The sequence below is a fragment of the Sphingomonas sp. P3_C6 genome, from assembly GCF_056402595.1.
Window position 1 is genome coordinate 31,959 of the sequence record NZ_JBFUHB010000008.1, and the last position, 26,262, is coordinate 58,220.

24 protein-coding genes are annotated in these 26,262 nt (G+C 65.1%); 9 read left to right on the forward strand and 15 right to left on the reverse strand.

The window, feature by feature from the left end; genetic code table 11:
• Positions 1-259: 259 nt before the first annotated feature.
• The 3 genes from AC1DT7_RS10615 to AC1DT7_RS10625 form a co-directional block, all read right to left on the reverse strand.
• Positions 260-1,252 carry a hypothetical protein gene (locus tag AC1DT7_RS10615; protein WP_478035912.1) on the reverse strand — a complete coding sequence of 331 codons (993 nt, stop codon included), beginning with the start codon at positions 1,250-1,252 and terminating at the stop codon, positions 260-262.
• 624 nt (positions 1,253-1,876) lie between these two features.
• Positions 1,877-3,772, reverse strand: a complete 1,896-nt coding sequence (locus AC1DT7_RS10620) for a CocE/NonD family hydrolase (RefSeq protein ID WP_478035913.1) — start codon at positions 3,770-3,772, stop codon at positions 1,877-1,879.
• A gap of 112 nt (positions 3,773-3,884) precedes the next feature.
• On the reverse strand, positions 3,885-4,454 hold the full coding sequence (locus AC1DT7_RS10625; RefSeq protein ID WP_478035914.1) for a septal ring lytic transglycosylase RlpA family protein: 570 nt from the start codon (positions 4,452-4,454) through the stop codon (positions 3,885-3,887).
• Between the two features lie 170 nt (positions 4,455-4,624).
• On the opposite strand from AC1DT7_RS10625, the gene AC1DT7_RS10630 reads away from it, so the two are divergent.
• Positions 4,625-5,689, forward strand: coding sequence for a tetratricopeptide repeat protein (locus tag AC1DT7_RS10630; RefSeq protein ID WP_478035915.1), 1,065 nt, complete (start codon positions 4,625-4,627; stop codon positions 5,687-5,689).
• Positions 5,690-5,691: 2 nt separating this feature from the next.
• Here AC1DT7_RS10630 and AC1DT7_RS10635 read toward each other — a convergent pair whose 3' ends face one another.
• The 3 genes from AC1DT7_RS10635 to rsgA all read right to left on the reverse strand — a co-directional run bounded on the left by AC1DT7_RS10635 (position 5,692) and on the right by rsgA (position 8,370).
• Positions 5,692-6,648: a surface-adhesin E family protein gene (locus AC1DT7_RS10635; protein ID WP_478035916.1), complete on the reverse strand. Its 957-nt coding sequence runs from the start codon at positions 6,646-6,648 to the stop codon at positions 5,692-5,694.
• A gap of 103 nt (positions 6,649-6,751) precedes the next feature.
• A complete protein-coding gene (locus tag AC1DT7_RS10640; protein ID WP_478036022.1) occupies positions 6,752-7,141 on the reverse strand; it encodes a ribose-phosphate pyrophosphokinase in 390 nt (129 codons plus the stop codon).
• Between the two features lie 194 nt (positions 7,142-7,335).
• Complete coding sequence (gene rsgA, locus AC1DT7_RS10645; protein WP_478035917.1) at positions 7,336-8,370, reverse strand: ribosome small subunit-dependent GTPase A; 1,035 nt, start codon at positions 8,368-8,370, stop codon at positions 7,336-7,338.
• A gap of 365 nt (positions 8,371-8,735) precedes the next feature.
• On the opposite strand from rsgA, the gene AC1DT7_RS10650 reads away from it, so the two are divergent.
• The 3 genes from AC1DT7_RS10650 (at position 8,736) to AC1DT7_RS10660 (ending at position 10,107) form a co-directional block, all read left to right on the forward strand.
• Entirely contained in the window at positions 8,736-9,002 is a 267-nt protein-coding gene (locus AC1DT7_RS10650; RefSeq protein WP_478035918.1) for a hypothetical protein, read from the forward strand.
• Between the two features lie 141 nt (positions 9,003-9,143).
• Positions 9,144-9,770: a Slp family lipoprotein gene (locus AC1DT7_RS10655; protein ID WP_478035919.1), complete on the forward strand. Its 627-nt coding sequence runs from the start codon at positions 9,144-9,146 to the stop codon at positions 9,768-9,770.
• A gap of 49 nt (positions 9,771-9,819) precedes the next feature.
• On the forward strand, positions 9,820-10,107 hold the full coding sequence (locus AC1DT7_RS10660) for a hypothetical protein (protein ID WP_478035920.1): 288 nt from the start codon (positions 9,820-9,822) through the stop codon (positions 10,105-10,107).
• A 94-nt stretch (positions 10,108-10,201) separates the two neighbouring features.
• Here the strand turns inward: AC1DT7_RS10660 and AC1DT7_RS10665 are convergent, their stop codons facing one another.
• Complete coding sequence (locus tag AC1DT7_RS10665; protein ID WP_478035921.1) at positions 10,202-10,705, reverse strand: SRPBCC domain-containing protein; 504 nt, start codon at positions 10,703-10,705, stop codon at positions 10,202-10,204.
• Positions 10,692-11,036: an ArsR/SmtB family transcription factor gene (locus tag AC1DT7_RS10670; RefSeq protein WP_478035922.1), complete on the reverse strand. Its 345-nt coding sequence runs from the start codon at positions 11,034-11,036 to the stop codon at positions 10,692-10,694. Before AC1DT7_RS10670 ends, AC1DT7_RS10665 begins: the two co-directional genes overlap by 14 nt.
• Before the next feature lie 211 nt (positions 11,037-11,247).
• Between AC1DT7_RS10670 and AC1DT7_RS10675 the strand changes: the two genes are divergently transcribed.
• A complete protein-coding gene (locus tag AC1DT7_RS10675; protein WP_478035923.1) occupies positions 11,248-11,808 on the forward strand; it encodes a DUF1993 domain-containing protein in 561 nt (186 codons plus the stop codon).
• 186 nt (positions 11,809-11,994) lie between these two features.
• Positions 11,995-12,312, forward strand: a complete 318-nt coding sequence (locus AC1DT7_RS10680) for a hypothetical protein (RefSeq protein WP_478035924.1) — start codon at positions 11,995-11,997, stop codon at positions 12,310-12,312.
• A 57-nt stretch (positions 12,313-12,369) separates the two neighbouring features.
• Here AC1DT7_RS10680 and AC1DT7_RS10685 read toward each other — a convergent pair whose 3' ends face one another.
• On the reverse strand, positions 12,370-13,296 hold the full coding sequence (locus AC1DT7_RS10685) for a LysR family transcriptional regulator (protein ID WP_478035925.1): 927 nt from the start codon (positions 13,294-13,296) through the stop codon (positions 12,370-12,372).
• Positions 13,297-13,405: 109 nt separating this feature from the next.
• On the opposite strand from AC1DT7_RS10685, the gene AC1DT7_RS10690 reads away from it, so the two are divergent.
• The gene (locus AC1DT7_RS10690) at positions 13,406-14,107 is read left to right on the forward strand and encodes an alpha/beta fold hydrolase (protein WP_478035926.1); all 702 of its coding nucleotides are present in this window, start codon (positions 13,406-13,408) and stop codon (positions 14,105-14,107) included.
• Between the two features lie 320 nt (positions 14,108-14,427).
• On the opposite strand, the gene AC1DT7_RS10695 is transcribed toward AC1DT7_RS10690, so the two are convergent.
• Positions 14,428-15,261, reverse strand: a complete 834-nt coding sequence (locus tag AC1DT7_RS10695; protein WP_478035927.1) for a LytTR family DNA-binding domain-containing protein — start codon at positions 15,259-15,261, stop codon at positions 14,428-14,430.
• A gap of 145 nt (positions 15,262-15,406) precedes the next feature.
• Here AC1DT7_RS10695 and AC1DT7_RS10700 point away from each other — a divergent pair, with 145 nt between their 5' ends.
• Positions 15,407-17,338, forward strand: coding sequence for a TonB-dependent receptor domain-containing protein (locus AC1DT7_RS10700; RefSeq protein ID WP_478035928.1), 1,932 nt, complete (start codon positions 15,407-15,409; stop codon positions 17,336-17,338).
• Positions 17,339-17,425: 87 nt separating this feature from the next.
• Here AC1DT7_RS10700 and arsH read toward each other — a convergent pair whose 3' ends face one another.
• From arsH to AC1DT7_RS10725, 5 genes are read right to left on the reverse strand one after another with little or no spacing between them, the layout of a single operon-like run.
• A complete protein-coding gene (gene arsH, locus AC1DT7_RS10705) occupies positions 17,426-18,166 on the reverse strand; it encodes an arsenical resistance protein ArsH (protein ID WP_478035929.1) in 741 nt (246 codons plus the stop codon).
• Positions 18,163-19,188 carry an ACR3 family arsenite efflux transporter gene (gene arsB / locus AC1DT7_RS10710; RefSeq protein ID WP_478036023.1) on the reverse strand — a complete coding sequence of 342 codons (1,026 nt, stop codon included), beginning with the start codon at positions 19,186-19,188 and terminating at the stop codon, positions 18,163-18,165. The genes arsH and arsB overlap by 4 nt, the downstream gene beginning before the upstream one ends.
• A 32-nt stretch (positions 19,189-19,220) precedes the next feature.
• Positions 19,221-19,652, reverse strand: a complete 432-nt coding sequence (arsC, locus tag AC1DT7_RS10715) for an arsenate reductase (glutaredoxin) (protein ID WP_478035930.1) — start codon at positions 19,650-19,652, stop codon at positions 19,221-19,223.
• A gap of 8 nt (positions 19,653-19,660) precedes the next feature.
• On the reverse strand, positions 19,661-19,993 hold the full coding sequence (locus tag AC1DT7_RS10720; protein ID WP_478035931.1) for an ArsR/SmtB family transcription factor: 333 nt from the start codon (positions 19,991-19,993) through the stop codon (positions 19,661-19,663).
• A gap of 57 nt (positions 19,994-20,050) precedes the next feature.
• Positions 20,051-20,638: an SOS response-associated peptidase family protein gene (locus tag AC1DT7_RS10725; protein ID WP_478035932.1), complete on the reverse strand. Its 588-nt coding sequence runs from the start codon at positions 20,636-20,638 to the stop codon at positions 20,051-20,053.
• 239 nt (positions 20,639-20,877) lie between these two features.
• On the opposite strand from AC1DT7_RS10725, the gene AC1DT7_RS10730 reads away from it, so the two are divergent.
• Positions 20,878-26,262 carry a HAMP domain-containing protein gene (locus AC1DT7_RS10730; protein WP_478035933.1) on the forward strand — a complete coding sequence of 1,795 codons (5,385 nt, stop codon included), beginning with the start codon at positions 20,878-20,880 and terminating at the stop codon, positions 26,260-26,262.

Below are 26,262 nucleotides of genomic sequence, written 5' to 3' on the forward strand. Positions count from 1 at the left end.
CCTGTACAGCGCGTGCCCAACGGGCGGTTGCCTCATACGCCTCCACCAGCGTTTCGTAGTCTCTATCCTGCGCCGGATCACCGCTAGTCCTCGCAACGCCATCAAGCGCGTTGAGTAGGGTAAAATGTTCAGCGCGAATCCCGTGATCCATAATATCCGCCCCCATTCAGATATTTGGCCGCCCGACATGCAATTGTCGACATTAACGGCTGGGTCATCGTGACCGATCAACGATTTCTCAACTATCTGCCGCCGCGCGTCAGTGCGCTCGAGACAGTTCCCACATGTAGGCCATGGGATGCTTCGCGAGAACGGTGCGCTGCTTTTCGTTGAAGCCCATACGATCCTTGACAAACCCCGCGACCGTCTTCGCGACCTCCTCGACCTTTGTTCCTACTGCGGCTGTCAGCCCGATAGTCGCAGCGGTCTGGAGATCGTGCGTGAGGCCCGAGAGAAGCGCACCTCCGGTCGCAACTGCGGCGACGACGACCGGCGTGAGGACGATCTGACCTAGGTTGCCATTCAATTCGCGCCGCAGGTCGGAGAGATCCGTCTCCATTCGGTAGCGGAATTCCTCGGTCAGTCGATTTCTCTCGGTTTGGTCGAGCGCTGCGCCGAGCGCCTTGATCTGCTCCTGCACCATGTCGGCATAGGCATGGCGCAACCGGGTGTAATCGCGCCCGCGCCGTTCGGTCGCCTCGCGTTTCCGGAATGCGATCAGGGAGTCGAGCGGAATGGATGTGGCATCGATCAGGTCGAGGGTAACGGGGATCACGTCCGACACGTCTCCGGCACGCTGATCTCCAGTGCCGATCATTCCGTAAGCCATCAGACGATCGGTGACGCGGGCCAGCGTGGTACCGGCACAGGCGTCGGCCAGCTTGGCCATGACCAGCAGACCGCCTTCCTGGGTGAACGGATAATCGCCATTCGGAAGCGGCAGGTCAGTAAGCCTGTGCCTGCGAAGGAGCTCGAACGTCTGCTCAGTGAACTTCTGCGGCCAGACCTCATAGTATTCCGTGGCCTGCTCCACCTGCGCGATCTCGTATAGGTGGGGTGGCAGGTTTCCCGCTTCGAGGGTCGTCTCGATGGCAGTGTACGCCCGCTGCTGCTGCCGAGGCGTGGGGGTGATCTTCCGTCCGAAAAGCTCCCAGGCCTCAGCCATATCGGAATCGGCGCGGTAATTCGGTGCGTAGGCCGGCATGGGCACGATGGTATGCAGTTGGTCCCAAAGCAGCAGCGAGCTGTGCATGACCTTGCGACTACGGACCTGCGTGCTTGGATAGTATATTGCAGAGCGCATTGTTCCGTTCCCCGACACTGCCAAACGAATGCACTCCCCATTGCGCGTTCCAGCTAAGGCTAACAGAAATCTACGACGTCTACCACTTGCATTACAGTTCAACTTTGTGGACGATCCGGCACTTATGGAGAGCGAAGCACTGCTCGCGCGCTTTCGACTGATTAGGGCTCATCAAGACGATGTCTTGCGGTGTACCACGACTTAGGCTTCCGTTTTGCAGCATTCCTTGAACCTCGGCGAACCGGACGACTGAGATGGGGCGCGTAGCCGATCGACGGCCTTAATCAGGCCGAACGGCAGCTTCCGTCAGGACCGGACGTCCCTCGCCGCGGATGTGAAGGACCGACTTTGGTCGATTCATGCCATTCCCGAGCGGGTCCCAAGCGTGTGATTTTCACCACTCTAGAGCCTGAACCGTCCGATCTGAAACGTCTCCCCGGACTTGTTCCGGGGGCCACTGCGCCGCGTACGACAGGCTTCGGCTCCTGCGGCCCGGTCGATGCCGGAACAAGTCCGGCATGACGGTAGGATCGGGCGCTTCCGTCAGCTTGGGCCAGACTCCAGGGCCCTTTCCTATTGCCGGACGGGCAGCTCGATATAGCTCTGGTCCGCCCCGGCATGGTGGACCGCGTTATCGGCGACGACGCCGTGCTTCTCGCTCTCGTTCGGGCCGCCGGTGTTCAGGTTGCGCACGAATTTCGGGAAGTTGGACGAGGTCACCTCGACCCGGATACGGTGGCCCACGCCGAACTGGATGGCGGTCGTGATCGGCGTCGGGTGGATCGTATAGACCTGGCCCGGGGCCATCATCACCGGTTTGTCGAAGCCATCGCGGTAACGGGCGCGCAGGATCGTGTCGCCGATGATCCAGGCGGTGCCGTCCGGTGCTACATCGACCAGCTTGACCGCGAAGTCGGTATCCTTCGCGCTCGACGAGACCTTCAGCACGGCGTCGACGAACCCGACCACGTCGATCGGCCTGGTGAGCGGATCGCTGGTGTAGACGAGCACGTCGCCGCGCGCCTCGACCGGCCTTTGGTCGGCCGCGCCGGGTGTGACGATCCCGCCATTGCAGCAATCGCCGCCGCCGACCGTCTGCACCGGGTTCATCGGATCATAGCGATACCGATCGGCCGCCTCGGTCGCCGGCGGCGCGTCGGTGGTGAGCCGGCCGTCGCCATTCAGCGTGTTGGCGTTGCCGCCCGAGCGCAGGTAGAAGCGTATCGGCTTCACGTCCCTGGGCGGCCATTGGGTCGCGGTCTGCCACTTGTTTGCGCCCATCATGTAATAGCGCACATAAGGCGTAGTGGCGGGAAACGCCTTGGCATCACCCTTCAGCCAGCGGTCGAACCAGCCATAGATCGCGCCATCGACGTCGAAGCTGGTGTCGCCCATGTCGCGATCGCCGACCGTCGTGTGCGGGCCGAGGCGGGCATATTGGCAATGCGGCACAGGCGCGATCACCGCATATTGATTGGCGCTCGCTTCCTTGTCGGTGTTCGCGGCACGCGCGCTGTTGAACAGTTCCAGGTTCGGCCCGATCGACACGTCGTACCAGGTGTTGAACCACAGGGCCGGCACGCCCCAGCCCATATCCTCGTGATAGAGCCCGCCCTGGCGCCAGCCCGGATCGGCCGGGGTGCGGCCGATGAACTGCTCGAAGGTCGCGGGCGGCTCGCCCAGGTCGCTGAGCAGCTGGTTCACCGGCAGGTGCCTGATCTGCTTGTTCCAGTCGACCTTCGGCTTGGTTGCGTCGAGATCATTATAGGCCTCGACGCGGGCACGCATCTTCTCGTCGGTCAGCGATACCGGCAATTCGGCGCGGAGCGGATTGTCGACGCCGTAGAGCCAGATGAAGAACAGGTTGCGCGGTACGCCGCCGGTGTACCAATTGCCCTGTTCCTGGAAGCGGCCGACCTTGCCGATGCCCGCGCCGGCCGACATCGGCACCATCGCCGCATGGGCCGGGTGGTTCATGCCGGCAAGCGCAAGCTGCCATTCGGCCGAGGACGAACAGCCGAGCGTGCCGACCTTGCCGTTCGACCAGGGCTGCTTCGCGATCCAGGTCAGCGTGTCGTACCCGTCGGTCTGCGGCTTGCCGAGGATTTCCCATTTGCCTTGCGAGAAATACCGGCCGCGCTCGTTCTGGACGATGAAGGCATAACCGCGCTTCACCGATTCGAGCACGTAGCGGAAGGTGCTGCCGCGCAGCTTGTGCTCGTTATACGGCGTTTTCCACAGGATGGTCGGCAGCGGCCCCCTGGCACCCTTTGGCGTGTAGATGTCGGTCGACAGGCCGATGCCGTCACGCATCGGCACCATCACGCCGAGCCGCGCGGTGGCGCTCTGAGCCAGTTCCTTCTCCAGCGCCTCCGGGCTGTATTTGGCATAGTCCTGCGCGGCGACGGCGGCCGTCGCGTTGGACAGCACGAGCGCGGTGGCGGCGAGGCTGGCGATGATCCGCTTCACAGGCGATCTTTCTTGTCGAGTACGGCTTTCGGCCAGGGCGACGGTGTCCGTCACTGGTTTCTACCGAATCCGTAAATCTCCGCAATTGGGCAGCGTCGCGGCCGGTACCGGCTCAATATCCCGCCACGGAAAGCTGGCTGCGCAGGTTCCGCAACACCGAGTCCGGCACCGGCGGGAGCTCCCGCGCCGGCTTGCCCTTGCGCAGGCGTTCGCGGTCCTGCTCGGACGGTTCGACCCGGCGGACGCGCACCGGGGCGACACCCTTTGCCCTGGTGCCGAGCTGTTCCGCCGCGCCGCTCGACAGATCGATGATGCGCGGGCCCCGCACGAACGGGCCGCGATCGTTGATGCGCACGATGATCCTGCGTCCGGTATCGAGCGAGGTCACCTCGACATAGGTCGGCAGGGGCAGCGTGGTATGTGCAGCGGTGATCCAGCCCGGCCTGAACTGCTCGCCATTGGAGGTGCGGTTGCCGGATTCATTGCCATACCAGCTGGCATAACCGAGCACGTCATAGGCCGGATCGGCGGCCGGCACGAACGTCGTGCCCCTGACCTGATAGGGATTGCCGATCTTGACCGGCGTGTCGCTGACCGGGCGGTAATTGCCCCCGGCACAGGCAGCGAGCGCCAGGAACGCGCCCGCCAAACATCCCGCCCGCGCCGTCCGAAGCACCCGCATCGCCTGACCCTAGACGCAAGAGAACAGGGCATAAACCCGAAATGCCACCACCGGGACACAACTCGGCGCCGATCCACGTCCCGTCACCCCGCGACGCCATTGCCTTGTCGGCAATGGTCAGCCAACCCGGTCGATCACGCCGTCCGATGACGGTGCCGCAAGGAGGACCGATGCCGCGTCGCCACCATAACCGATACCCGATAGGCCTGGCCCTGATGCTGACACCATGGCCGCTGATGGCCGGCCAGGCGCAGATCGAGACCGTGAAGCCCCGGCACGACCCGGACCCGCCCGTCGTCCGGCTGCTCGACCCGACGGCGGTCGAGGCGGAGACGCCGCCGGCGACCGCAACGCCGACCGATGCCTCGCAGTCTTCGGCCGAAGACGTGACGGAAGTCCAGCGGCTGGGCACGGCGTGCGATTTAGGCGAGGTCGGCGACTGCGCGAAGCTCGGTATGCGCTACGCCGAGGGCGACGGCGTCGCGAAGGACGCGGCCAGGGCAGCGACCCTGCACGACAAGGCCTGTACCGGCGGCAAGGCGGACAGCTGCACGCTGCTCGGCATCGCCTATAACGACGGCGTCGGCGTCCCGCGCGACGCAACACGGGCGGCCGCCCTGTTCGCGCAGGCCTGCGACCTTGGCGGGCCCTCCAGATGCGGCAATATCGGGCTTGCCTATGTCATGGGCGACGGGGTCGAGAAGGATGTGCAGCGTGCGTTCCGCTACTTCACCATGGCGTGCAAGGAGGACAATGCCGCGAGCTGTTCGAGCCTTGGCGCCGCTTATTCCCTGGGCGTCGCGGTCAAGGTCGATCACCGGCGGGCGCGGCAATTGTTCAAAAAGGCGTGCGATGGCGGGGATGCCGGCGGCTGCTACAATCTCGGCGTGGTCTATGACCAGGGCCTGGGTGTGAAGAAGGACGCAGAGCGCGCCGCCGCGCTCTATATCGGCGCGTGCGACGAGGATGACGGTGCTGCCTGCGGCAATCTCGGGTCGCTGGTGCGGGACGGCCGGGGCATCGCCCAGGATCCGGTCCGCGCTGCCGAGCTGTTCGGCAAGGGGTGCGACCTCGACGATGCCGATGGGTGCCTCAATCTCGGCAAGGCCTATCAGTCGGGCACTGGCGTTGCCCGCGACCCGGCGCTGGCCGCCAAATCCTTCCGCCGGGCGCTGGCGATCGAGCCGGACAAGGCCGAAGCCCGCACCGCACTCGACGCGCTGCCGCCCGGCTGAGCTTATTGCGGCGTGACGGGCACCGGACTCGAGACGGTCTCGTCGCTGCAGCCGCCAGGAGGGCAGACAAAATCGTCGGGCGGGCGTTTTTCGATCATCACGCTATAGGTGATCTGGTCGGGCGACGCCTTTCTGATGGTGATGGCGAGGTCGCGAATGTTGACCTTTTTCTCGTTCAGATAGGCTGGCTGGGTCTGGCCGCTGCCGGGATGGACGAGATCGTCGATCGAATAGCCGCGGATCTCGAACTGGATCTTGCCGCCCTTGATGCCCTGATACGCGATATCGTAAATCTGCCCGACCTCGTTCGACGGATAAGCGGCGGGATCGGGGACCTGCGCCCCCTTTTCGTAATCGCGCGGCGGCACCAGCGGCTGGCCGGTCTTGACCGTCTGGACCGTGCCGAACGTGTCGGTGCCCGGCGCGGTGGAGCGAATGACGGGCGTGGCCGGGTTCGCCGCCAGGCGATCCTGCACGTCGCGTGGCGAAACGGCCTTGTCAGTCTCGGCCAGCAGCGCCTCGGTGAAGGCGGCATCGTCGACGGTCAGCCGGAAGAACCGGCCTTCATGGTCGCCCGCGCCGGAGCAGACGAAGCCGAGTTCGTCATCGGCGAGCGCGTCCGGCGGCACATCCTCCATCTCCGCCTTGGCGACGGTCGAGGTGTCGATTACCGCCTCGTCATAGCCGAATTGCTGGACGCCGAGCCAGCCAAGGCGGCGTCCGGCGCAATCGGCCTGCATGAAATTGCTGGTCATCGCCACCGGATCGCCCTGCTTGCGGATGACCGTCTTCGACGCGTAGCTGACCACGCCGCCCTCGCGCTGGATCGAGCCTGAATCGACGAACACCGCGCGGTCGGCGCCGTGGCCGACATACCACCAGGGCGCCGCCGCTGCGGGGGTGGCGATGGCGGCGAGCAACGGGCATGCGACCAGGATCAGGAAACGGCGTTCGCGCATCGATGGGGGTCCTGTGAAAACGGTGACGGGCCAAGCGTAACGCGCGGCGATGGCGTTCGGCCTCCCATACGGGCAGGCCCGGGAAATATTTCCGGAAAACGCCCTAACCGGCGCGCCACCAGGCGAACACCTCTTCCTGCAGCCCGCGCACGAACGCCAGCGCTTCCGCCCCGGTCCAGGGCCCGTCATAGCCATGCCGCATGGCGATGCCGCCGACCCACCAGCCCTGTCCGGGCAGGCCATCCGATTCCCGCACGACGAGCACCGCCAGCCCCGGCTCGCCCGCCGCCGCGCCGGCGGTGTCGATCGCGTCGAGCGTCTTGCACACCGCGCGCATCTTGGGCCGGGTGAAGCGGTGGCCGAGTTCGGCCAGCAGGTGCGAATAGCTGATCGGCTCACCCGCTTTGGCCGAGGCGATGAGGATGGCGCGGACACGCGCGACGTCGCCGATCGCAGTGTCGGCGGGAGCGGCCGGATCGACCGGGCCGTCCATCGCGGTGCGCGGCTTGCTCATCGCCGCCGACCATGGCGCATCCCGGCGTCCGCCGCGAGCCCGAAGACGCGGGCGGGATCGCGGTGCCGCTGAAATTGCTGGCGGGCGAGCAGGTGCCGAGCTTCCCCAGCACCACTACCGTGTTCGGCACGGTGCCCGGACGTGACCCTGGCGGAACTGACGCTACCCGATCGTCATCGCCTGTTTCCGGGCTTGCCGGGGCGGGAGCGGCGAACCGCCGCCGCGCCGCTATTTGCCGCATCCTCCTGCGCGAGCTTGCGCCACCGGTCGACGCGAGCTGGATCGAGCGTTCCTTCCGCCATCGCGGCGTTGATGGCGCATCCGGGCTCGTCGCCATGGGCGCAGTTCGAGAACCGGCACTCGAGCGCTACGGCCGTGACGTCGTCGAACACCTCCGTCACGCCGGTGGCCACGTCCGCCATCTGGAGCTCGCGCATGCCCGGCGTGTCCACCAGCCAGCCGCCCTCGCCCGCGCCGCCCGCTAGGCGATGCATCTCGCGGACGGTCGTCGTATGCCGGCCCTTGCCGTCATCCTCCCGAACGGCCTGGGTCGCGATGCTGTCCGATCCCCGCAGCGTGTTAACCAGGGTCGATTTGCCGACGCCCGACGACCCGACCAGCGCGACGGTCTCGCCCAGGCCGCAATAGCCCGAAAGCCGGGCGACGCTCGCCGGATCGCGCCCGTCGACCAGTTCCACCCGCAAGCCCGCCTGGAGTGCCCGCGCCGCCTCGACCAAATGGCCGGGATCGGGCGCCAGGTCGGCCTTGGTGAGGACGACCACCGGACGCACGCCGACCTCGCGCGCGAGCACGAGATAGCGTTCGATACGCGCGACGTTGAAGTCCTGGTTGCAGGACGTGACGATGAAAAGCGTGTCGACATTCGCGGCGATGAGCTGGACCCGGCGGTCATCGCCGGGGGCGGGCCTCTTGAACAGGCTCGTCCGATCGAGAAGGCGCACGATGCTCCCGGTGTCCCGGTCGATCAGCAACCAGTCGCCGACGGTGGGCCGGTCCTCCGCGCCTCCTGGCACAGGCAGGCTGGACGAGATCGAGTCCTCGAACCCTTCGCCCGAGACGGTCACCCGTCCGCGATGAACCGACATGACGCGGACAGGCCGGCAATGGCCGCGCTGCTCGGCGGAGAGCTGTTCGCTGAAGAAGGGCTTCCAGCCGAGCTGCGCCAGGGTGGGACCGGACGTTTCCATCGTCGCCTCAGCCGGTCTGCGGATCGCCCGATTCACCCGCGTCCGGCGTTTCCGGCTCGGCGGCCCGCTTGTCCGCCTTGGCCTGCGCCTTCTTCGCGGATTCCGCCGCCTTGGCCCTTTCGCGCTCGCGGCGCTCGAAATCATAATTCGGTTTGCGTGGTATGTCGGTCGCTCCGGAACTCGGGGCTCGGCCAGAGCAAAGCGCTCGACCTGCGGACCCTTGCCTCCCGGCTACACTGATCCGGCGGTCGCGACTAGGCCCAGGCGGGGGGTTACGAGGGGGCTGGCTCGGGTCAAGATTCTTCTTCGACCATCGAACGCAAGCTGACTTGGCACGTCGTTGATGACGGCTTACACCTTCCAATATGGCTGAAATTCAGCAGACCTTCCTGAACGGGAAGGACGGCCCGATCTACGTGTCGGTTGAACCTTGGCCGGAGTGTTTCGAACTGGAACCCGGCGAAAAGCTCACCCTCGTCTGGAACGGTCCAGCGACTGGCGATACAGTTCAAATCGACTTCATCAATGAGCGCGAGCTCGTCGTGTGGCCCAATGGCGAAGTCGATACCATCAAGTATCTGATCAACGGCGAGGACGCTGAAGCTCGAAGCTGGACCTTCAAGCATAAATGACCCGTTGACCACGGAGCTGCAGCTTTCGGGAATCGTCTATCGTAGTTTTAAAGGCCCCAGTTGGAGCGCCTGCCGATAGACCGCATTTATGAGCCTACGATGCAGTTGCGCGTCACGGCAGGACTACATAGTGAGTCCACCATGACCGCCTATATAGCTGCGCAAATGAGAAATCTTCCGTTCAAGCGGGTGATCGGTCTCCTCTACGGCCCTCTTTTTTGCTGTGCGGTCTTGTCCGGATGCGTCGATTCCCGGATTGCGCCCGGCCCGAAAGAAATCGGCGCGACCGGCGCGCAGCCCGTGCCAGCCCATGGTGCCTCCAAAGCGACGGAAACCGAGACGCTGAGGAATATCTCCGCCGCTCCGCTAAGTCCGGATCAGGGCGTCGACGAGCGGAACATCGGCAAGCGCATCCGTTGGGCGGGCGCCGTTCAGTACATAACGGAATCGGACAAGGGCGTTTGCCTGACGATACTATATGCCCTCAGCGGCGACCATGGCGAGCCGCGCTGGACCAACGAACCGACCTATCAGACCTTCAATGCCTGCACTGCCGGCTCGTACGACCCGGCGCTCGTTCAGCAGTCTACCAATGTCACGGTGGTCGGCAGTATCTCGGGCAAAACCACGATAGGGATGGGAGGGGGCGGCTCGACCGGCCCGGTGGTCGAGATCGAAAAACTCTTTCGCTGGTCGGATTGTCTTGAAGGCGACACCAGCGCCGTCTGCAAATACGGGTTTCTGAGCCCGAAAGCGCGTGCCGACTAAKGTCGATCGGTCGACGAGAGAGGGCGTCACCCTTTCGCGTACAGGCTTCATGATCGCCGTCGGGGTGTTCGCCACAGCCTGTCTGTGGGTGGCGGCGCTGATCGGCCATTGGGGCGTGGAGCGATCGGCCCCGACCGGCGGCGGCTCCTACAGCCTCGACACGTTTGTCTATTCGGCCCTGATCCTCCTTCTCGCCGGCTCCTCATCCTTCTGCGCGCTGGTGCTGGGGCTGGCGCGTCAGGATCAGGCCCTCGCCCGCCGCGCTTTCATTTTTTCCGGTATCGCCCTGGTCGCGTTCCTCGCGTCCTGTTTCATCTATGGCCATAGTCTCCGCTAGTCCGAGACGGGCATCACGGCGTGACCCATCGATGCGCGCCCTGCAAGGCGACCGGCAACCTGTCGAGCGCCCTGTCCGCCCCTCCCGCCGAGCCTCACGCGCCCGCGATACCGGCGCCTGGATCGGAGAGGATCGCGTCAAGCTGCCTGAGCTGCTCACCCCAACCGCTGGTGCTGCCGGAAGCGATCGCCTCGTCGAGCGATTCCTTCGAGGGGTAGCGGTCGTGGACAGTTACGAGCGTATCGCCGTCGCTCTCCTCGAAGGTCACCGTCGTGACGGGGCCGTCCTGGTCGCCCTCGTCGTTGGTCCAGACGATGCGGGCATTCGGGACCACGTCGAGGTACCGGCCATAGAATGCCATGGTCTGTTCCGACGACGGATGGCCCATCTCCAGGCGGTAGGTGCCGCCGGTGCGGACGTCGGCCTCATAGGAGACGATGGTCACCCCGAAGGATGCCGGCGCCCACCACCGCCTGAACAGGTCGGGCCGGGCCCAGGCCTCGTACACGAGCCGCGCAGGGCCCCTGACGATCCGCGTGACGACGAGCTCGCGGTCGGATGTTCGCTCAACGGTGGCGTCGGCATCAATCGGGCGCATCTTCATTCTCCTTCGCTCTCAGTTCCTCGACAATCCTGTCCAGCGCATCGAAGCGCGCCGCCCAGAGCCGGCGCTGCTGGTCCATCCACGCGATCTCGGTCTCGAAATCGAGGCGACCCAGCTTGCACGTCCGTACCCGCCCGACCTTTTCCGTCGTGACGAGGCCCGCCTGTTCCAGAATGCTGACATGCTTCTTCATGCCCGTGAGGGTCATGTCGAAACTTCCCGCCAGAGCGGAGATCGATGCGTCCGCGCGCGCCAGCTGCTCCAGCACGCCGCGCCGCGTCGCGTCCGACAGCGCCGCGAAGGAAGCATCAAGGCTGGCCGGCATAAACTGAACCATATGGTTCAGTGTCTAGCCCAAAAGACCTGACGGCGCAAGCGGCACGGGCGACCGGCAGCTTTCGCCGTCTCCCGTCCCGATAGCTGCCGGTCGCCGATATCGTCGTGCGGCGGGCATCACCCGGGATTCAGATCGCTTGACCGCCGTGCCGGTACCAGCTTGGATCAAACCCCGGACCCTTCACCGAAAGCAAACGCCCATGACGCCGTCAGACCTTCTCGTCCCGACTTACGTGCAGATGTTGGGCACCCTGTCGGCATGGCTTGCCAAGGCCGAGGCACAGCGGCCGGGCGACGACGCGGAGGCGCTGCTGACCGCGCGGCTCGCGCCGGACATGTTCCCCCTGGCGACACAGGTTCGCTTCGCCTGCCGACAGGCGCAGGAGGGCGTGTTCCGGCTACGCAAGCAAGATTTCCCGGCGTCGCTCCAGACGCTGCTCGACGAGGGGCGCAACGCTGGTGAGCGGCCTGGCACGCTTGCCGACGCGCGAGCCCGGATCGCCGAGACCCTGACGGTGGTAGAATCCTCGGCGGCGGCAGGCATCGCCATCGATCCTGCAACGATGATCGCGCACGCGTTGCCGAACGGCATGACGCTCGACCTGACGGCGGAGCAGTACGCCCGCGACTGGGCGCTTCCACAATTCTATTTCCACGTGGTGACCGCCTATTCGATCCTTCGCGCCCAGGGCATCGAGCTCGGCAAGGCGGATTATGTCGCGCACATGGTCGCCTATTTTCGGCCGCCTGCCATGCCCTGACATAGGGCAACGTGAGCGCGGGTTATTTCGGGAGGCGCGTAGTTCTTTGTGCGGGAGGCCCAAAGGCAGACATTCGGGTCAGACGAAGCGCTTCCCAACCACTGACGCCCGCTTCCGGAACGCACGATCGTCGATCGGACCGGCATACCCTGATGGAAAGACGCCGCATAGCTGGTACGGCGGGCCATGGTTCATGTACGTAGTCTGGCTGGCATCGTCGATATCGATGGCCTGAAATATGAGTGGCAGCTTCAGCGGGAGCCGCAATTCACGGCCGACGGCTGGAAGGGCATGACGGTCTCCCTTCGGCAGGTGGACAGCCAGCGCGAGGCGCTACTGGAATTTCCCACGCCCAAACGCCTGTTGAAAGGGTTGCCCAAGGGTCGTTCCCAAATCAACGACGTAATTGCCGCCCGGGGGGTCCGCGCAGCGTTATCGGCGGGGTGGGAGCCGGCATCCCGCGGCAAGACGATGGTCTTCATGGTCGATGCGAACGGCGAGTGATCGTCGGCGCGATGATGTGCCTTGATGGACTGCCAGCGCACACGATTGGCCCGCCCCTTACAATGGAGCTTCGGCATATCGGATGATGCTCTGATTTTGAACGCTTTCGATCAATTCGTCGGCACGCGACAAGAGTCGGCGAAGCAAGGGTGACGCATTTGCCTCAGCATATCCCAGCGTGAGATCAACGGTCGGGCTCTCGCCCTCGAGCCCTCTGGCAACGACGTTCGGCGTCAACATATTCTGCGCATAATGTGGGACAAGAGTCACGCCGCCCGTGGATGCGACAAGTGACATTGCCGATGAAATATTCTCGCCTTCGTATTTCGGCCTTAGCGCAATCCCGACGCTCGATGCGTAATCCTGGATCACGGATTGCAGGACGGGAGACGTTCTCGCCGAACTGACATAAATCTCGCGCGCAAGATCCTGCGGCCGAATCCGCCTGTGCGATGCCAGGCGATGACCAGCGGGCAGCACGACGATCAGCGGCTCCTTCGCCAGCAATTTGAAGGATAGCCCCAGGCTCTGTTTCTCGGGGCGAAGAAAGGCCATGTCCAGCTTCCCGCGCATCAATGCCAGAGCGAGTTCCGGGGAAGACAGACTGCACAGCGTCACTTCGATCTCCGGCGCTTCCTCTCGGATGATACGCAACAAGTGCGGTAGCCAGGTGACCTCCAGCCCAACCAGAAACCCCATCGACAGTACGGGCCTTTTGGGCTGTGCCGCCCGTTGGGCGCCATCAATCGCGGCCTCGACCTGCAAAAGCGCCAGCCGGGCATGGTCGAGAAAGACGCGCCCCGCGGTCGTCAGCACGACGCCCCGCGCCTGCCGTTCGAACAACGTCACGCCGATTTCGAGTTCCAGATCGCGAATCTGCCTGCTCAACGACGGCTGCGACGTGTTCAATCGGCGCTGGGCGGCGTTCAGCAGGCTGCCCTCCTCCGCAACCGCAACGAAATAGCGCAGATGGCGAAGCTCCATCGAGATTCCCTCCTATACCTTCAAGGCATAGATCGAACCTACAAAGTCTTTGTCGTCAATAGAAGCCGAATTTACTCGTCACGCCTTCGATCAACGAGGGAGATGCAAGATGTCAGCAAAGTCCAACCCCACTATCGTCTTCTGTCACGGCTTGTGGGCGGACGGCTCCTGCTTCAGCAAGGTCATCCCGACACTGCAAGCGGACGGGCATGAGGTCATCGCCGTCCAGTACGGCCTCGATTCCTATGAAGAGGATCTGGCGACGATCAAGCGCACGATGAACCGCGTGGGCAGCCCGGTTATCCTGGTCGGCCATTCCTATGGCGGCGCGACCATCACCGGCGCGGGCATGGACGATCGCGTCGTCGGCCTGGTCTATATTTCCGCCGTCGCGCCCGATGTGGGCGAGACCGTGCAGGGACAGCTCGACCAATATCCCTCCGACATCTTCGGCCATGTCGAGATCGCGGACGGCCGAGCGTGGCTGAAGCCGGAAGGCACGCGCTTCTTTTGCGGCGATCTTCCCGAGGCGGAGCAGAAGCTTGTGTGGGCGACCCACTTCGCCCCCGACGCGGACGTGCTCAATCAGCAGAAGCTGACCGCGGAGCAGGTCGCCTGGCGGCACAAGCCGAGCTGGTATGTGCTCGCGACCGAGGACCACACAGTGAATCCCGACCTACAGCGCTGGGTCTCGGGCCGCATGGGCGCTCAGGTCACCGAGGTCGCGAGCAGTCACGTGCCAATGCTGTCACAACCCGATGTCGTGATCGACGTCATCCGCAAGGCCGCCGCCGCGGTCCATGATAGCTGACGGACGTTATTGGCGGAAAGATTGGGGAGACTGCCACCAGGTCGTCTCCCCTTGCCCGTGCACGCGAGTGCCGAACGCCAGGGTTGTCGGCAACCTTATGATCGAAGCTGAAGAAGGGCAGCATGAGCCCGAACGCCGTTTCGACGTTGGTTGACAGAAGGCCGATCGACACTGGACGACGAAAATGACTGTATGGCAACTTCCAGGATCGACAATTCGTCGCCTACACGAATCCGCTGCGCGGGAGTGGTGCTGGTGGTGAGGCAACAGCAAGGCCGCGGGCGCGCGGCCTGGATCGAGCTTCGACCTGCAACCGGCGATCACTCCCGCGAAAGAACGGATTGTGCGTAACTCCGGCCGAGCGTGACCGAGACGCCGCACAGCAACTCGACGATCCGGTGGCCGCCCGCTCCCTTTCGAATCTCGCGTACCTGGCGCCCGTTGACCACGGTCTGGCGATGCACACGGATGAAACCCATCGGTGCGAGCCGGTGGGCAAGGTCGGTCAGGGGGACACGGACGAGATGTGCGCGACCGTTAGCGACGACCTCGCTATAATTTCCGGCCGACCGGATCAGCACGATATCGGCGATACGCAACCGCAGGAGYGGTGCCTCCGGCAGCGCCAGCCATTCGCCGTCCCGTAAGGGCTTTTCGCCAGGTTCCGGGTAGGCGACGATCGGCTCGAGTTCCGCAGCCTCAGCGGCGGCGCGGCGTGCCAGGTGCTGGCCCCAGGCAAGCAGCGATAGCAGCACCGCCGTGCCCAGGATCGCGCCGCGCGGCAGGAAGCTGACAAGGGCGGGTAACGGTACCGCGCCGGGCGCGCAGGTCGGGTATCCCGAAATCCCGATCGCGAAACGCGAGGCAAGCAGATCGGCGATCATCACCGGGGCGAACGCCAGCGCCAGCAGCAGCAGCGGCGACCCCCGCCGCGCAAGCAGGTTCGCCACCGGCTCGCGGCATCCACAGCCGATGGCCAGTGCCAGGCTCCACACGATCATCTTGATGAACGGCGCCTCGGCGGGGTGCTCGGGCGCGAACGGGTTGAGCTGCAGCGCCGCGCCGCCCATTCCATAGCCAAGCACGAACCCGAACAAGGCGAGCAACGCTCCCGCCGCCAGCGGGATCTGCTGGTCCCAGACCCATCGATGCACGTTCGTTTTCATACCCCTTGGTAGCGCGCGTTCCCGCGCGCGCGAAGCGCCGTTCGTCCCGCAGACGCGCCGTTCGTACCAAGCCTATCGATCCACGGTCCCTCAGCCGCGCACCGCAATTGCTCCACCGCCGGAGACTGCCAGAATGCGTTGCCTCGTCTTGTCCCTGACATTGTTCCTCGCGCCCGCCGCCTACGCCCAGAGCGCTTCGCCACGGCCCGCCGAAGCCCGGGACGTGGTGCGCGAATCGGACGACGCGTTCGGCCGACGGATCGGCATAGAGGATGTCGGACTGTACAGCGAAAGCGAGGTACGCGGCTTCGACCTGCAGAGCGCCGGCAACTACCGCATCGAGGATCACTATTTCGTTCGTGCCGCCGGGCTGCTTCAGCCGGTCACCCAAGGCACTGCGATCAGGGTCGGCGTCAGCGCCCTGCGAACCGATTTCGCCGCACCGTCGGGGGTGGTGCAATATGCGCTGACCGACGGCGTGCCAGGCGTACATGCCACGATCGAGGCCGGGTGGTGGGGCGGATCGGGCCCGGTGGCGCTGCCGCGTGTCGCTGCCATGACGGCGGGGGGCGGTCTTAGCGCGGCGGGTGGCGTTCAGCTCAGCCTGGCCCAGCGATATACGGATGGTACCCGCGGCGATTTCGTAGCCTTCGGTATCGTTCCCCGCTGGCGGCCATCGCCCGGCATCCGCCTGACCGGCATCTGGAGCCGGAACCTTTTCACGCGCGGCGCAAGCATTTCCTATTCGAGCACCGGGGTTCCACCGGCCCGGATCCGCCGAGGCACCGATCGCACCCAGGCGTGGATGGAGGTGAGCAACACAAGCGACCTCGCCGGGGTCATGGCCGATATCGATGCCGGTGCAGGATGGACCTTCGGCGCGTCCGCTTTCCGATCTTCGCTTCCCTATCAGCGCAACGTCTTCAGCCTGATCAGCTTGCCGCGGGGCGGCGCGCCCGCCGAAGCCAGCGGACTATTGTATGGCGCCGAGACGCGCAGCTCGATCTCCGCTGAAATCACCGCTGCCAAACGCTTCGCGACGGGTTCGCTCCAGCACCGTTTGCTGGTCATGGTTCGTCGCCGGGACAGCATGGCCTCGAGCGACCCGGGCACAGCGTTTCAGCTCGGCCAATATCCCGACATGGACAACCCGCCGGAACGGGATCGTCCGGCGGTGACGCTCGACCCGCGGCGACTGCGCGACGATGTGGGCCAATGGACCGCCGGCTTGGGCTACCGGCTGTCGATCGGTGATGGGGCGGAGGTACGTGCCGACGTTCAGCGCGTCGACTATGTGAAGCAGGCGCGTGCGCTTGACGGCTCGTTGACGCACAATGCGAGCCGTCCCTGGCTCTATGGCGGAGCACTCTCCGTCGCTATCACTCCGGCACTGACCGGCTATGCCAGCTTCACGCGCGGGTTGGAGGAATCCGGCATAGCGCCGGCGAACGCCGTCAATCGCGGCGCCATCCTGCCGGCCGCGATCTCGCGCCAGTCCGAGCTGGGGCTCAAATATCCGATCCCCGGCGGGCCGACGTTCATCGCGGGATTGTTCGACCTCTCCAAACCACTGCTTGGCATCGATGCGCGCGGCGCCTTCAGCTTCGTTGGGGCGGTGCGGCATCGGGGTGCGGAACTGTCGCTGGCAGGCCCGCTCACGCCGCGCCTCAGCGTCGTGATGGGTGCGACCTATCTCGACGCCCGTGCCAGCGGCGAGTTGGTCGATCTGGGGCTATACGGCGTCCATCCGATCAACCGCCCGTCCGCGGTGGCGCTCGCCAATGCGACCTGGCGCGTGCCGTGGATCGACCGGCTGACGATCGACGGCGGAATGACTTTCCGCTCGCAGCGTTACGGCGACCGGGCGAACAGCTTCACGCTGCCGTCATACGTAATTCTCAACCTCGGCCTGCGACAGGCCATCACGCTCGACGGCAAGCCCTTCACCCTTCGTGCGCGCGTGACCAATGTTACGGACCGCTTCGCCTGGAATGTCGGCAACTCGGGATTGCTCAACCCGATCGCGCCGCGCGCGATGACACTGACGCTTAGTGGGGGGCTATAGGGCGCGTGGCAGCCGTTCCGGTGTCCGGCAGCCCTTCTTCAACCGGCTGCCCGGCATCGCTCTACACCGACCTGCCGCACCGCAAGGCTAGGCGACCGCCTGCGACGCAAGGTCAGCGGCGGCGTCGCGCGTCGCCTGCGCCGCCTTTCGCTCGGAATAGCGATCGACCAGTTGCCCGGCATGCCCGCGCGTGAGGACGGTGAACCGGACCAGTTCCTCCATCACGTCGACGATCCGGTCATAATAGCTGGACGGGCGCATGCGCCCGGCGTCGTCGAACTCCCTGAACGCCATCGCGACGCTCGACTGGTTGGGGATCGCGATCATCCGCATCCACCGGCCGAGCAGGCGCAGCGTGTTCACCGCGTTGAACGACTGCGACCCGCCCGACACCTGCATGACGGCCAGGGTGCGGCCCTGGGTCGGCCGCATGCCGCCGAACTCGAGCGGCAGGTGATCGATCTGCGCCTTCATGATGCCGGTGATCTGGCCATGCCGTTCCGGGCTGCACCAGACCATGCCCTCCGACCAGAGCGCGTGCTCGCGAAGTTCGTGCACGGCGGGATGATCGTCGCCCTTCACCTGATCCGGGAGCGGCAGATCAGTGGGATCGAATATCCGCACCTCGGCGCCGAAGAAGATCAGCAGGCGGGCCGCCTCCTCCACGGCAAGGCGGCTGAACGAGCGGTCGCGGAGCGAGCCGTATAGCAGCAGGATGCGTGGCGGCGGCTGGTCGTCGCCCAGGCCGGCGGCGGGCCGGTGCGTGGCGCACCCGGTATCGAGGGCGGGTAGCACCGCCGCGTCGGACAGCGTTCGCAGGCGGCTCATGCGCGTATTCCTCCTTCATACCAGGGCCGCGTCCGCTTCACGATCATGACGACCGAGAGCATCACCGGCACCTCGACCAGCACGCCCACGACCGTGGCGAGCGCGGCGCCGGAGTCGAGCCCGAACAGGCTGATCGCCGCGGCCACCGCCAGCTCGAAGAAGTTGGATGCCCCGATCAGCGCGGCAGGCGCGGCCACGCACCATGCGATCCCGAACCGGCGGCTCAACCAATAAGCGAGCCCTGCGTTGAAATAGACCTGGATCAGGATCGGCACCGCGATCAGGGCGATGACGAGCGGATGCGCGATGATCGCTTCGCCCTGGAAGCCGAACAGCAGCACAAGGGTGGTCAGCAGCGCCGTCAGGGAGATCGGCCCGAGCCTTCCCAGCAAGCGGTCAAGCCCGGCCTGCCCGCCCGATCCGATCACGACGCTCCGGACGATCTGCGCAACGATGACCGGCACGATGATGTAGAGCGTCACCGAGATCAGCAGCGTATCCCAGGGCACCGTGATCGAGGCCACCCCGAGCAGCAGGCCGACCAGCGGCGCGAAGGCGAAAACCATGATGATGTCGTTCAGCGCGACCTGGCTCAGCGTGTAGGTCGGGTCGCCCTCGCAGAGGTTCGACCACACGAACACCATCGCCGTGCAGGGTGCTGCGGCAAGCAGGATCAGACCGGCGATATAGGAACTGACCTCGGTTGCCGGCAGCAGCGGCCGAAACAGCCAGCCCAGGAACAAGGTGCCGAGCAAGGCCATCGAAAACGGCTTGACCGCCCAGTTGATGAACAGCGTAACGCCGACACCCTTCCAGTGCTGCCGGACCGACCCAAGCGCGCGCAGGTCGATCCTGAGCAACATGGGAATGATCATCAGCCAGATGAGGATGGCGACCACGAGGTTGACCCGCGCCACTTCGGCAGCCGCGATCGCGCCGAACAGGCCCGGCAAGACATAACCGAGAGCGATCCCGGCGACGATGCACAGCGCGACCCAGACGCTCAGATAGCGCTCGAACATGCTGATCGCGGGCCTCGCCGGCGTGAGGGTGGTCACGCGCCGATCCTGTTGCCTGCATCGTCCACAATCTGCTCGCCATCTTCCTTGACGAACGCGCCACGCTGCGCGGCCGGCAACAGATCGAGCACTTCCTCGGAAGGACGGCACAGCTTCACGCCGAGCGGCGAGACGGCGATCGGCCGGTTGATGAGGATCGGATGCGCGATCATTGCGTCGATCAGCAGGTCGTCGGTCAGCGCCGGATCGCCCAGGCCAAGCGCCGCATAGGGCGTGCCCTTCTCGCGCAGCAGGGCGCGCGGCGTGATGCCCATCCGCGCGATCAGCGACACGAGCATGGGCCGGTTCGGCGGCGTCTTCAGATACTCGACGACGTGCGGCTCGATGCCGGCGTTCCGGATCATCGCCAGCGTGTTGCGCGACGTGCCGCAGTCGGGATTGTGATAGATGATGAGGTCGACGGGCATGACAGCCTTCAGCAGCAGGGGTTGAGCTCGGCGATCAGCGGTTCGCAAAGCTCCGCCCTGCCCCCGCAGCAATCCTTCACGAGGAACAGGGTGAGCGCCTTCAGCTGGTCGAGATCGGCGCGATAGTTGATGACGCGGCTGCGCCGCTCGGAGCGGATCAGGCCCGCGCGTGCCAGTGTCGCGAGATGCACCGACATGGTGTTCTGCGGCACGTCGAGCGCCCTGGCGACCTCGCCCGCTGCGAGGCCGTCAGGCTCGTGCCGGACGAGAAGGCGGAAGGCGTCGAGACGCGTGCCCTGGGCGAGAGCTGAGAGTACCGCGATGGATGAGTCTTTGTCCATATATCCACGATAATAGATATATGGATTTAGGCAAGGGAGGATCGGGTGGACGCTTCGCTAACCGACCTGCTCCACCGCGAGGGTGCCCGCCGGGAGCGCGTGCAGCACCGCGCGCGCCGGCACCGTCGGATCGAGCCAGTCGGCCCAGCGCGAGCGGTCGAGGATGGCGATCTGGCGGTCGTGATAGGGCGTGATGTCAGGGCCCGGCTCCATCGTCAGCAGGGTGAAGGCTTCCCCCACATCGCTCGTCCGCCACAGGCCGGCGATGCAGAACCAGGGCTGGTCCTTCACGGTGAACAGCCATTTGTCCTTGCGCTTCTTCTTCGGGTCATCCGGCGTGGTGAATTCGTAGAAGCCGTCGGCCGGGATCAGGCACCGGCCATTTGCGAACTCTCGCCCGTCGGAGCGGAAATTATAGACCGGCTTGCGGTTCGGCCCGGGCCAGCTCCAGCGGCGCTGGACCAGCTCGCCCGCGGCACGCTGCCCCGTCACCGACCGAACCATCGGCGCCGTATCGGTGATCCTGATGTCGGCGCGCGGCTCGATATTGGGCAGGCCTTCCGGGAAGCGGATGTCGATGTCGAGGTCGGCAAAGCCGTCGATCAGGGTCGCGCCGGGGAGTTCGAGCCGATAGTCGTTGCACATCCCCTCTCCATAAACCCGACGGCGGCAACATAAAGGGCCGCCTCGATAGTCTGATCTGCATCAAGGATCATCGGCCTTCTTCTGATTTCCTGCCGCCATCTTGTTTGCGGCGGGCAGAATCAGGTGCCCGCCACGTCGAAAAATCCTGTGGCCGTTACGCGAGCGTTCGGTATGTTATGCGGTGCGAGGCCGGGGGGCCGGACGAAAACCTTGGGCGGGGATGTGCCAGGGAGCTGAGCTTGAACGTCGAATCTCCTCGTGAATCGCTCGATCGCCGCCAAATCGTGACCGCCCTGCGCGCGCTCCGCCGCGGCGATTTCACCACGCGCCTGCCCGAAGACCTGCACGGACCCGATGCCGAACTCGCCACCCTGTTCAACGAGGTCGTCGGGCTGAACCAGCAGATGACCGAGGAATTCGAGCGGCTGTCGCGCGTCGTCGGCAAGGAAGGCAAGATCACCCAGCGCGGCCGGGTAAAGTCTGCGACCGGCGGGTGGGAAAGCGCGATCCGGTCGGTCAACGAACTGATCGAGGACATGGTGCAGCCGACCGCCGAGGTCGCGCGCGTGATCGGTGCGGTGGCGAAGGGCGACCTGTCGCAATCCATGACGGTCGAGATCGACGGCCGCCCCCTGCGCGGCGAATTCCTGCGCATCGGCAAGGTGGTGAACACCATGGTCGAGCAGCTCGCCTCCTTCGCATCCGAGGTGACGCGCGTGGCGCGCGAAGTGGGCACCGAGGGCAAGCTGGGCGGACAGGCCACCGTGCGCGGCGTCGCCGGCACCTGGAAGGACCTGACCGACAACGTCAACGCCATGGCGACCAACCTGACCGGGCAGGTGCGCAACATCGCCGAGGTGACCACCGCGGTGGCATCGGGCGACCTTTCCAAGAAGATCACGGTGGAGGTGAAGGGCGAGATCCTGGAGCTGAAGAACACCATCAACACCATGGTCGACCAGCTCAACAGCTTCGCGTCCGAGGTGACGCGCGTGGCGCGCGAGGTGGGCACCGAAGGCAAGCTGGGCGGACAGGCGCGCGTGGAAGGCGTCGCCGGTACGTGGAAGGATCTGACCGACAACGTCAACCTGATGGCCGACAATTTGACCGGCCAGGTGCGCAACATCGCCGAGGTGACCACCGCGGTGGCATCGGGCGATCTTTCCAAGAAGATCACGGTCGATGTGAAGGGCGAGATCCTGGAGTTGAAGAACACCATCAACGTGATGGTGGACCAGTTGAACGGCTTCGCTTCCGAAGTGACGCGCGTGGCGCGCGAAGTGGGCACCGAGGGCAAGCTGGGTGGGCAGGCGCAGGTGCCGGGCGTCGGCGGCACGTGGAAGGATTTGACCGACAACGTCAACCTGATGGCCGACAATTTGACCGGCCAGGTGCGTAACATCGCCGAGGTGACGACGGCGGTGGCGCTGGGCGACCTTTCCAAGAAGATCACCGTCGATGTGAAGGGTGAGATCCTGGAGCTGAAGAACACCATCAACACGATGGTGGACCAGCTCAACGGCTTCGCCTCCGAAGTCACGCGGGTGGCGCGCGAGGTGGGTACCGAAGGCAAATTGGGCGGACAGGCGCAGGTGCCGGGCGTGGCGGGCACCTGGGCCGACCTGACCGACAATGTGAACCTGATGGCGGCCAACCTGACGGGCCAGGTGCGCAACATCGCCGAGGTGACCACCGCCGTGGCGCGCGGCGACCTGTCCAAGAAGATCACCGTCGATGTGAAGGGCGAGATCCTGGAGCTGAAGGACACCATCAACGTGATGGTCGATCAGCTCAACGGCTTCGCCTCCGAAGTGACGCGCGTGGCGCGCGAAGTGGGATCGGAAGGCAAGCTGGGCGGACAGGCGCAGGTCGAAGGCGTGGCCGGTACGTGGAAGGACCTGACCGACAACGTCAACCTGATGGCCGGCAACCTCACCGGGCAGGTACGTAACATCGCCGAGGTGACCACCGCCGTGGCGCGCGGCGACCTGTCCAAGAAGATCACCGTCGATGTGAAGGGTGAGATCCTGGAGCTGAAGGACACCATCAACGTGATGGTCGACCAGCTCAACTCCTTCGCGTCCGAAGTGACCCGCGTGGCGCGCGAGGTCGGCACCGAGGGCCGGCTTGGCGGACAGGCGCAGGTGCAGGGTGTCGGCGGTACCTGGAAGGATTTGACCGAGAATGTGAACGCGATGGCCGCAAACCTGACCGGCCAGGTGCGCAACATCGCCGAGGTGACGACGGCGGTGGCGCTGGGCGATCTGTCCAAGAAGATCACGGTGGACGTGAAGGGCGAGATCTTCGAGCTGAAGGACACCATCAATACCATGGTGGACCAGCTCAACAGCTTCGCCTCCGAAGTCACGCGAGTGGCGCGCGAGGTCGGCACCGAAGGCAAGCTCGGCGGCCAGGCGCAAGTGCGTGGCGTCGCCGGCACGTGGAAGGACCTCACCGATAACGTTAACCTGATGGCGGACAATCTAACCGGTCAGGTTCGCAACATCGCCGAGGTGACGACCGCGGTGGCGAAGGGCGATCTGTCCAAGAAGATCACCGTCGACGTGAAGGGCGAGATCCTGGAGTTGAAAAACACCATCAACGTGATGGTCGATCAGCTCAACGGCTTCGCCTCCGAAGTGACGCGCGTGGCGCGCGAGGTCGGCACAGAGGGCAAGCTGGGTGGACAGGCGCAGGTGCCGGGCGTCGGCGGCACGTGGAAGGACCTGACCGACAACGTCAACCTGATGGCGACCAACCTGACCAACCAGGTGCGCGGCATCGCGGACGTGGTCACCGCGGTGGCGCAGGGCAATCTCAAGCGCAAGCTGGCGGTGGATGCGAAGGGCGAGATCGCGGCGCTGGCCGACACGATCAACGGCATGATCGAGACGCTCTCCACCTTCGGCGACCAGGTGACCAACATGGCGCGCGAGGTCGGCATCGAGGGCCGGCTGGGCGGACAGGCGCGCGTGCCGGGCGCCGCCGGCCTGTGGCGCGACCTGACCGACAACGTCAACCAGCTCGCCGCCAACCTGACCAACCAGGTGCGGTCGATCGCCGATGTGGCGACGGCGGTGACCAAGGGCGACCTTACCCGGTCGATCGCGGTGGAGGCCTCGGGCGAGATGGCCTCGCTCAAGGACAATATCAACGAGATGATCCGCAACCTGAAGGAGCAGACGCTGAAGAATGCGGAGCAGGACTGGCTGAAGACCAACCTCGCCCGCTTCTCCCGCATGCTGCAGGGCGAGCGCGACCTGACCACCGTCTCCAACCTGATCATGACCGAGCTCGCGCCGCTGGTGAACGCGCAGTACGGCGTGTTCTACGTCACCAGCCGCGACAATGACGAAACCGTGCTCGAACTCGCCGCGAGCTATGGCGCGGAGAATCGCAGCGCGCTGAAGACCGAATTCAAGCTGCGCGAAGGGCTGGTCGGCCAGGCGGCCGCAGACAAACGCCCGATCCTGCTGCAGAACATGCCGGCCGATTTCATCAAGATCAGCTCCGGCCTCGGCCATGCGGCGCCGACCAACGTCAATATCCTGCCCGCCCTGTTCGAGGACGAGGTGAAGGCGGTGATCGAGCTCGCCTCGTTCAGCGAGTTCAACGAGACGCACCAGACCTTCCTCGACCAGCTGATGGAATCGGTCGGCATCGTGCTCAACACCATCGCCGCGACGATGCGCACCGAGGGCCTGCTGAAACAGTCGCAGCTGCTGACGCAGGAGCTTCAGGCGCGCCAGACCGAGCTGACCACCAAGCAGGAAGAGCTGCACGCCACCAACGAGGAGCTGCAGGAAAAGGCGCAGCTGCTGGAGAATGAGAAGAAGCAGGTCGAGGCGAAGAATCTCGAAATCGAAATGGCGCGGCGTGCGGTGGAGGAGAAGGCCGAGCAGCTTGCCCTCACCTCCAAATACAAGTCCGAATTCCTCGCCAACATGTCGCACGAACTGCGCACGCCGCTCAATTCGCTGCTGATCCTGTCGAAGCTGCTGGCGGACAATCCGCAGGGCAATCTCAACGAGAAGCAGACCGAGTTCGCGCGCACGATCAACTCGGCCGGGTCGGACCTGCTCAACCTGATCAATGACATTCTCGATCTGTCCAAGATCGAATCCGGTACCGTCTCGATCGAGCTTGGCGACATGCCGATGCACGGGCTGAAACAGCATATGGAGCGGACCTTCCGCCAGCTCGCCGCGGACAAGAATCTGGAGTTCAGGGTCGAATTCGACAGCGACCTGCCCACCACCATCCGCACCGACGAGAAGCGGCTGCAACAGGTGGTGCTCAACCTGCTGTCCAACGCCTTCAAGTTCACCGCGCACGGATCGGTCACGCTATCCGTCGGCAGCGTCCGGGGCGGGTGGAGCAGCAACCATCCGGTGCTGCGCAATGCCGATCGCGCCATCGAGATCGCGGTGACCGACACCGGCATCGGCATTCCGCAGGACAAGCAAAAGCTGATCTTCGAGGCGTTCCAGCAGGCCGACGGCACCACCAGCCGCAAATATGGCGGCACCGGCCTTGGCCTGTCGATCAGCCGCGAGATCGCCCGGCTGCTCGGTGGCGAGCTGAAGGTGCGATCGACGCCGGGCGAGGGATCGACCTTCACCCTGTTCGTGCCGCTCCAGGCAATGGATGCCGGCACCGGAGCCGCCGCGACGACCACGGCGCGCTACGACAATAGTGGTGCGATCGTGCCCAATGCGCTGCCGGCGCCGATCGACGTGACCGACGACCGGGATTCGCTGGACGATTCGCCGTTCGTGCTGATTGTCGAGGACGATCCGACCTTCGCCTCGATCCTGCTCGACATCGCGCGCGAGGCGGGACTGAAGGGCGTGGTCTCGACCGCGGGCGCCGGCACGCTGGCGCTGGCGCGCAAGATGCAGCCGAATGCGATCACGCTCGACCTGGGCCTGTCCGACATAGACGGCTTCGTGCTGCTCGACCTGCTGCGCCATGAACCGCAGACCATGCACCTGCCGATCCATGTCATTTCCGGCGCGGACAAGCTGGCCATGGCGATGGACATGGGGGCATTCGGCGTGACCGAGAAGCCGGCTGCGCCCGAGGCATTGTCGGCGGTGTTCCGCGATCTCGCCCGCGTCGCGCGGAGCGGGCCGCCGGCGGCGGCCTCGACGATCATCGACGGCGCCGAGCCGGTTTCCGGCCTGCCCGAGGTGCCCGAACTTGCGGGATCGAAGATGCTGATCGTCGATGACGATATCCGGAACATCTATTCCCTCACGAGCGTATTGGAGAGCTACGACGTCGAGGTCGTGCACGCCGAGGGTGGCAAGGACGGTATCCTGATCCTGGAACAGACACCCGGCATCGACCTGGCGCTGATCGATATCATGATGCCGGAGATGGACGGATACGAAACGATGCAGCGTATCCGCGCTCTTCCGGCGCTTGCCGATATCCCGCTGATCGCGGTGACGGCCAAGGCGATGAAGGGCGACCGCCAGAAATGCCTCGACGCCGGTGCCTCCGATTATATCGCAAAGCCGGTCGATATCGAACTGCTGCTAGCCCTGCTTCGCGTCTGGGTCGCCCGATCGCGCGGCCGGCCGGCGCCGACGGTACGTGTCGCGACGGCAGCGGAGTGA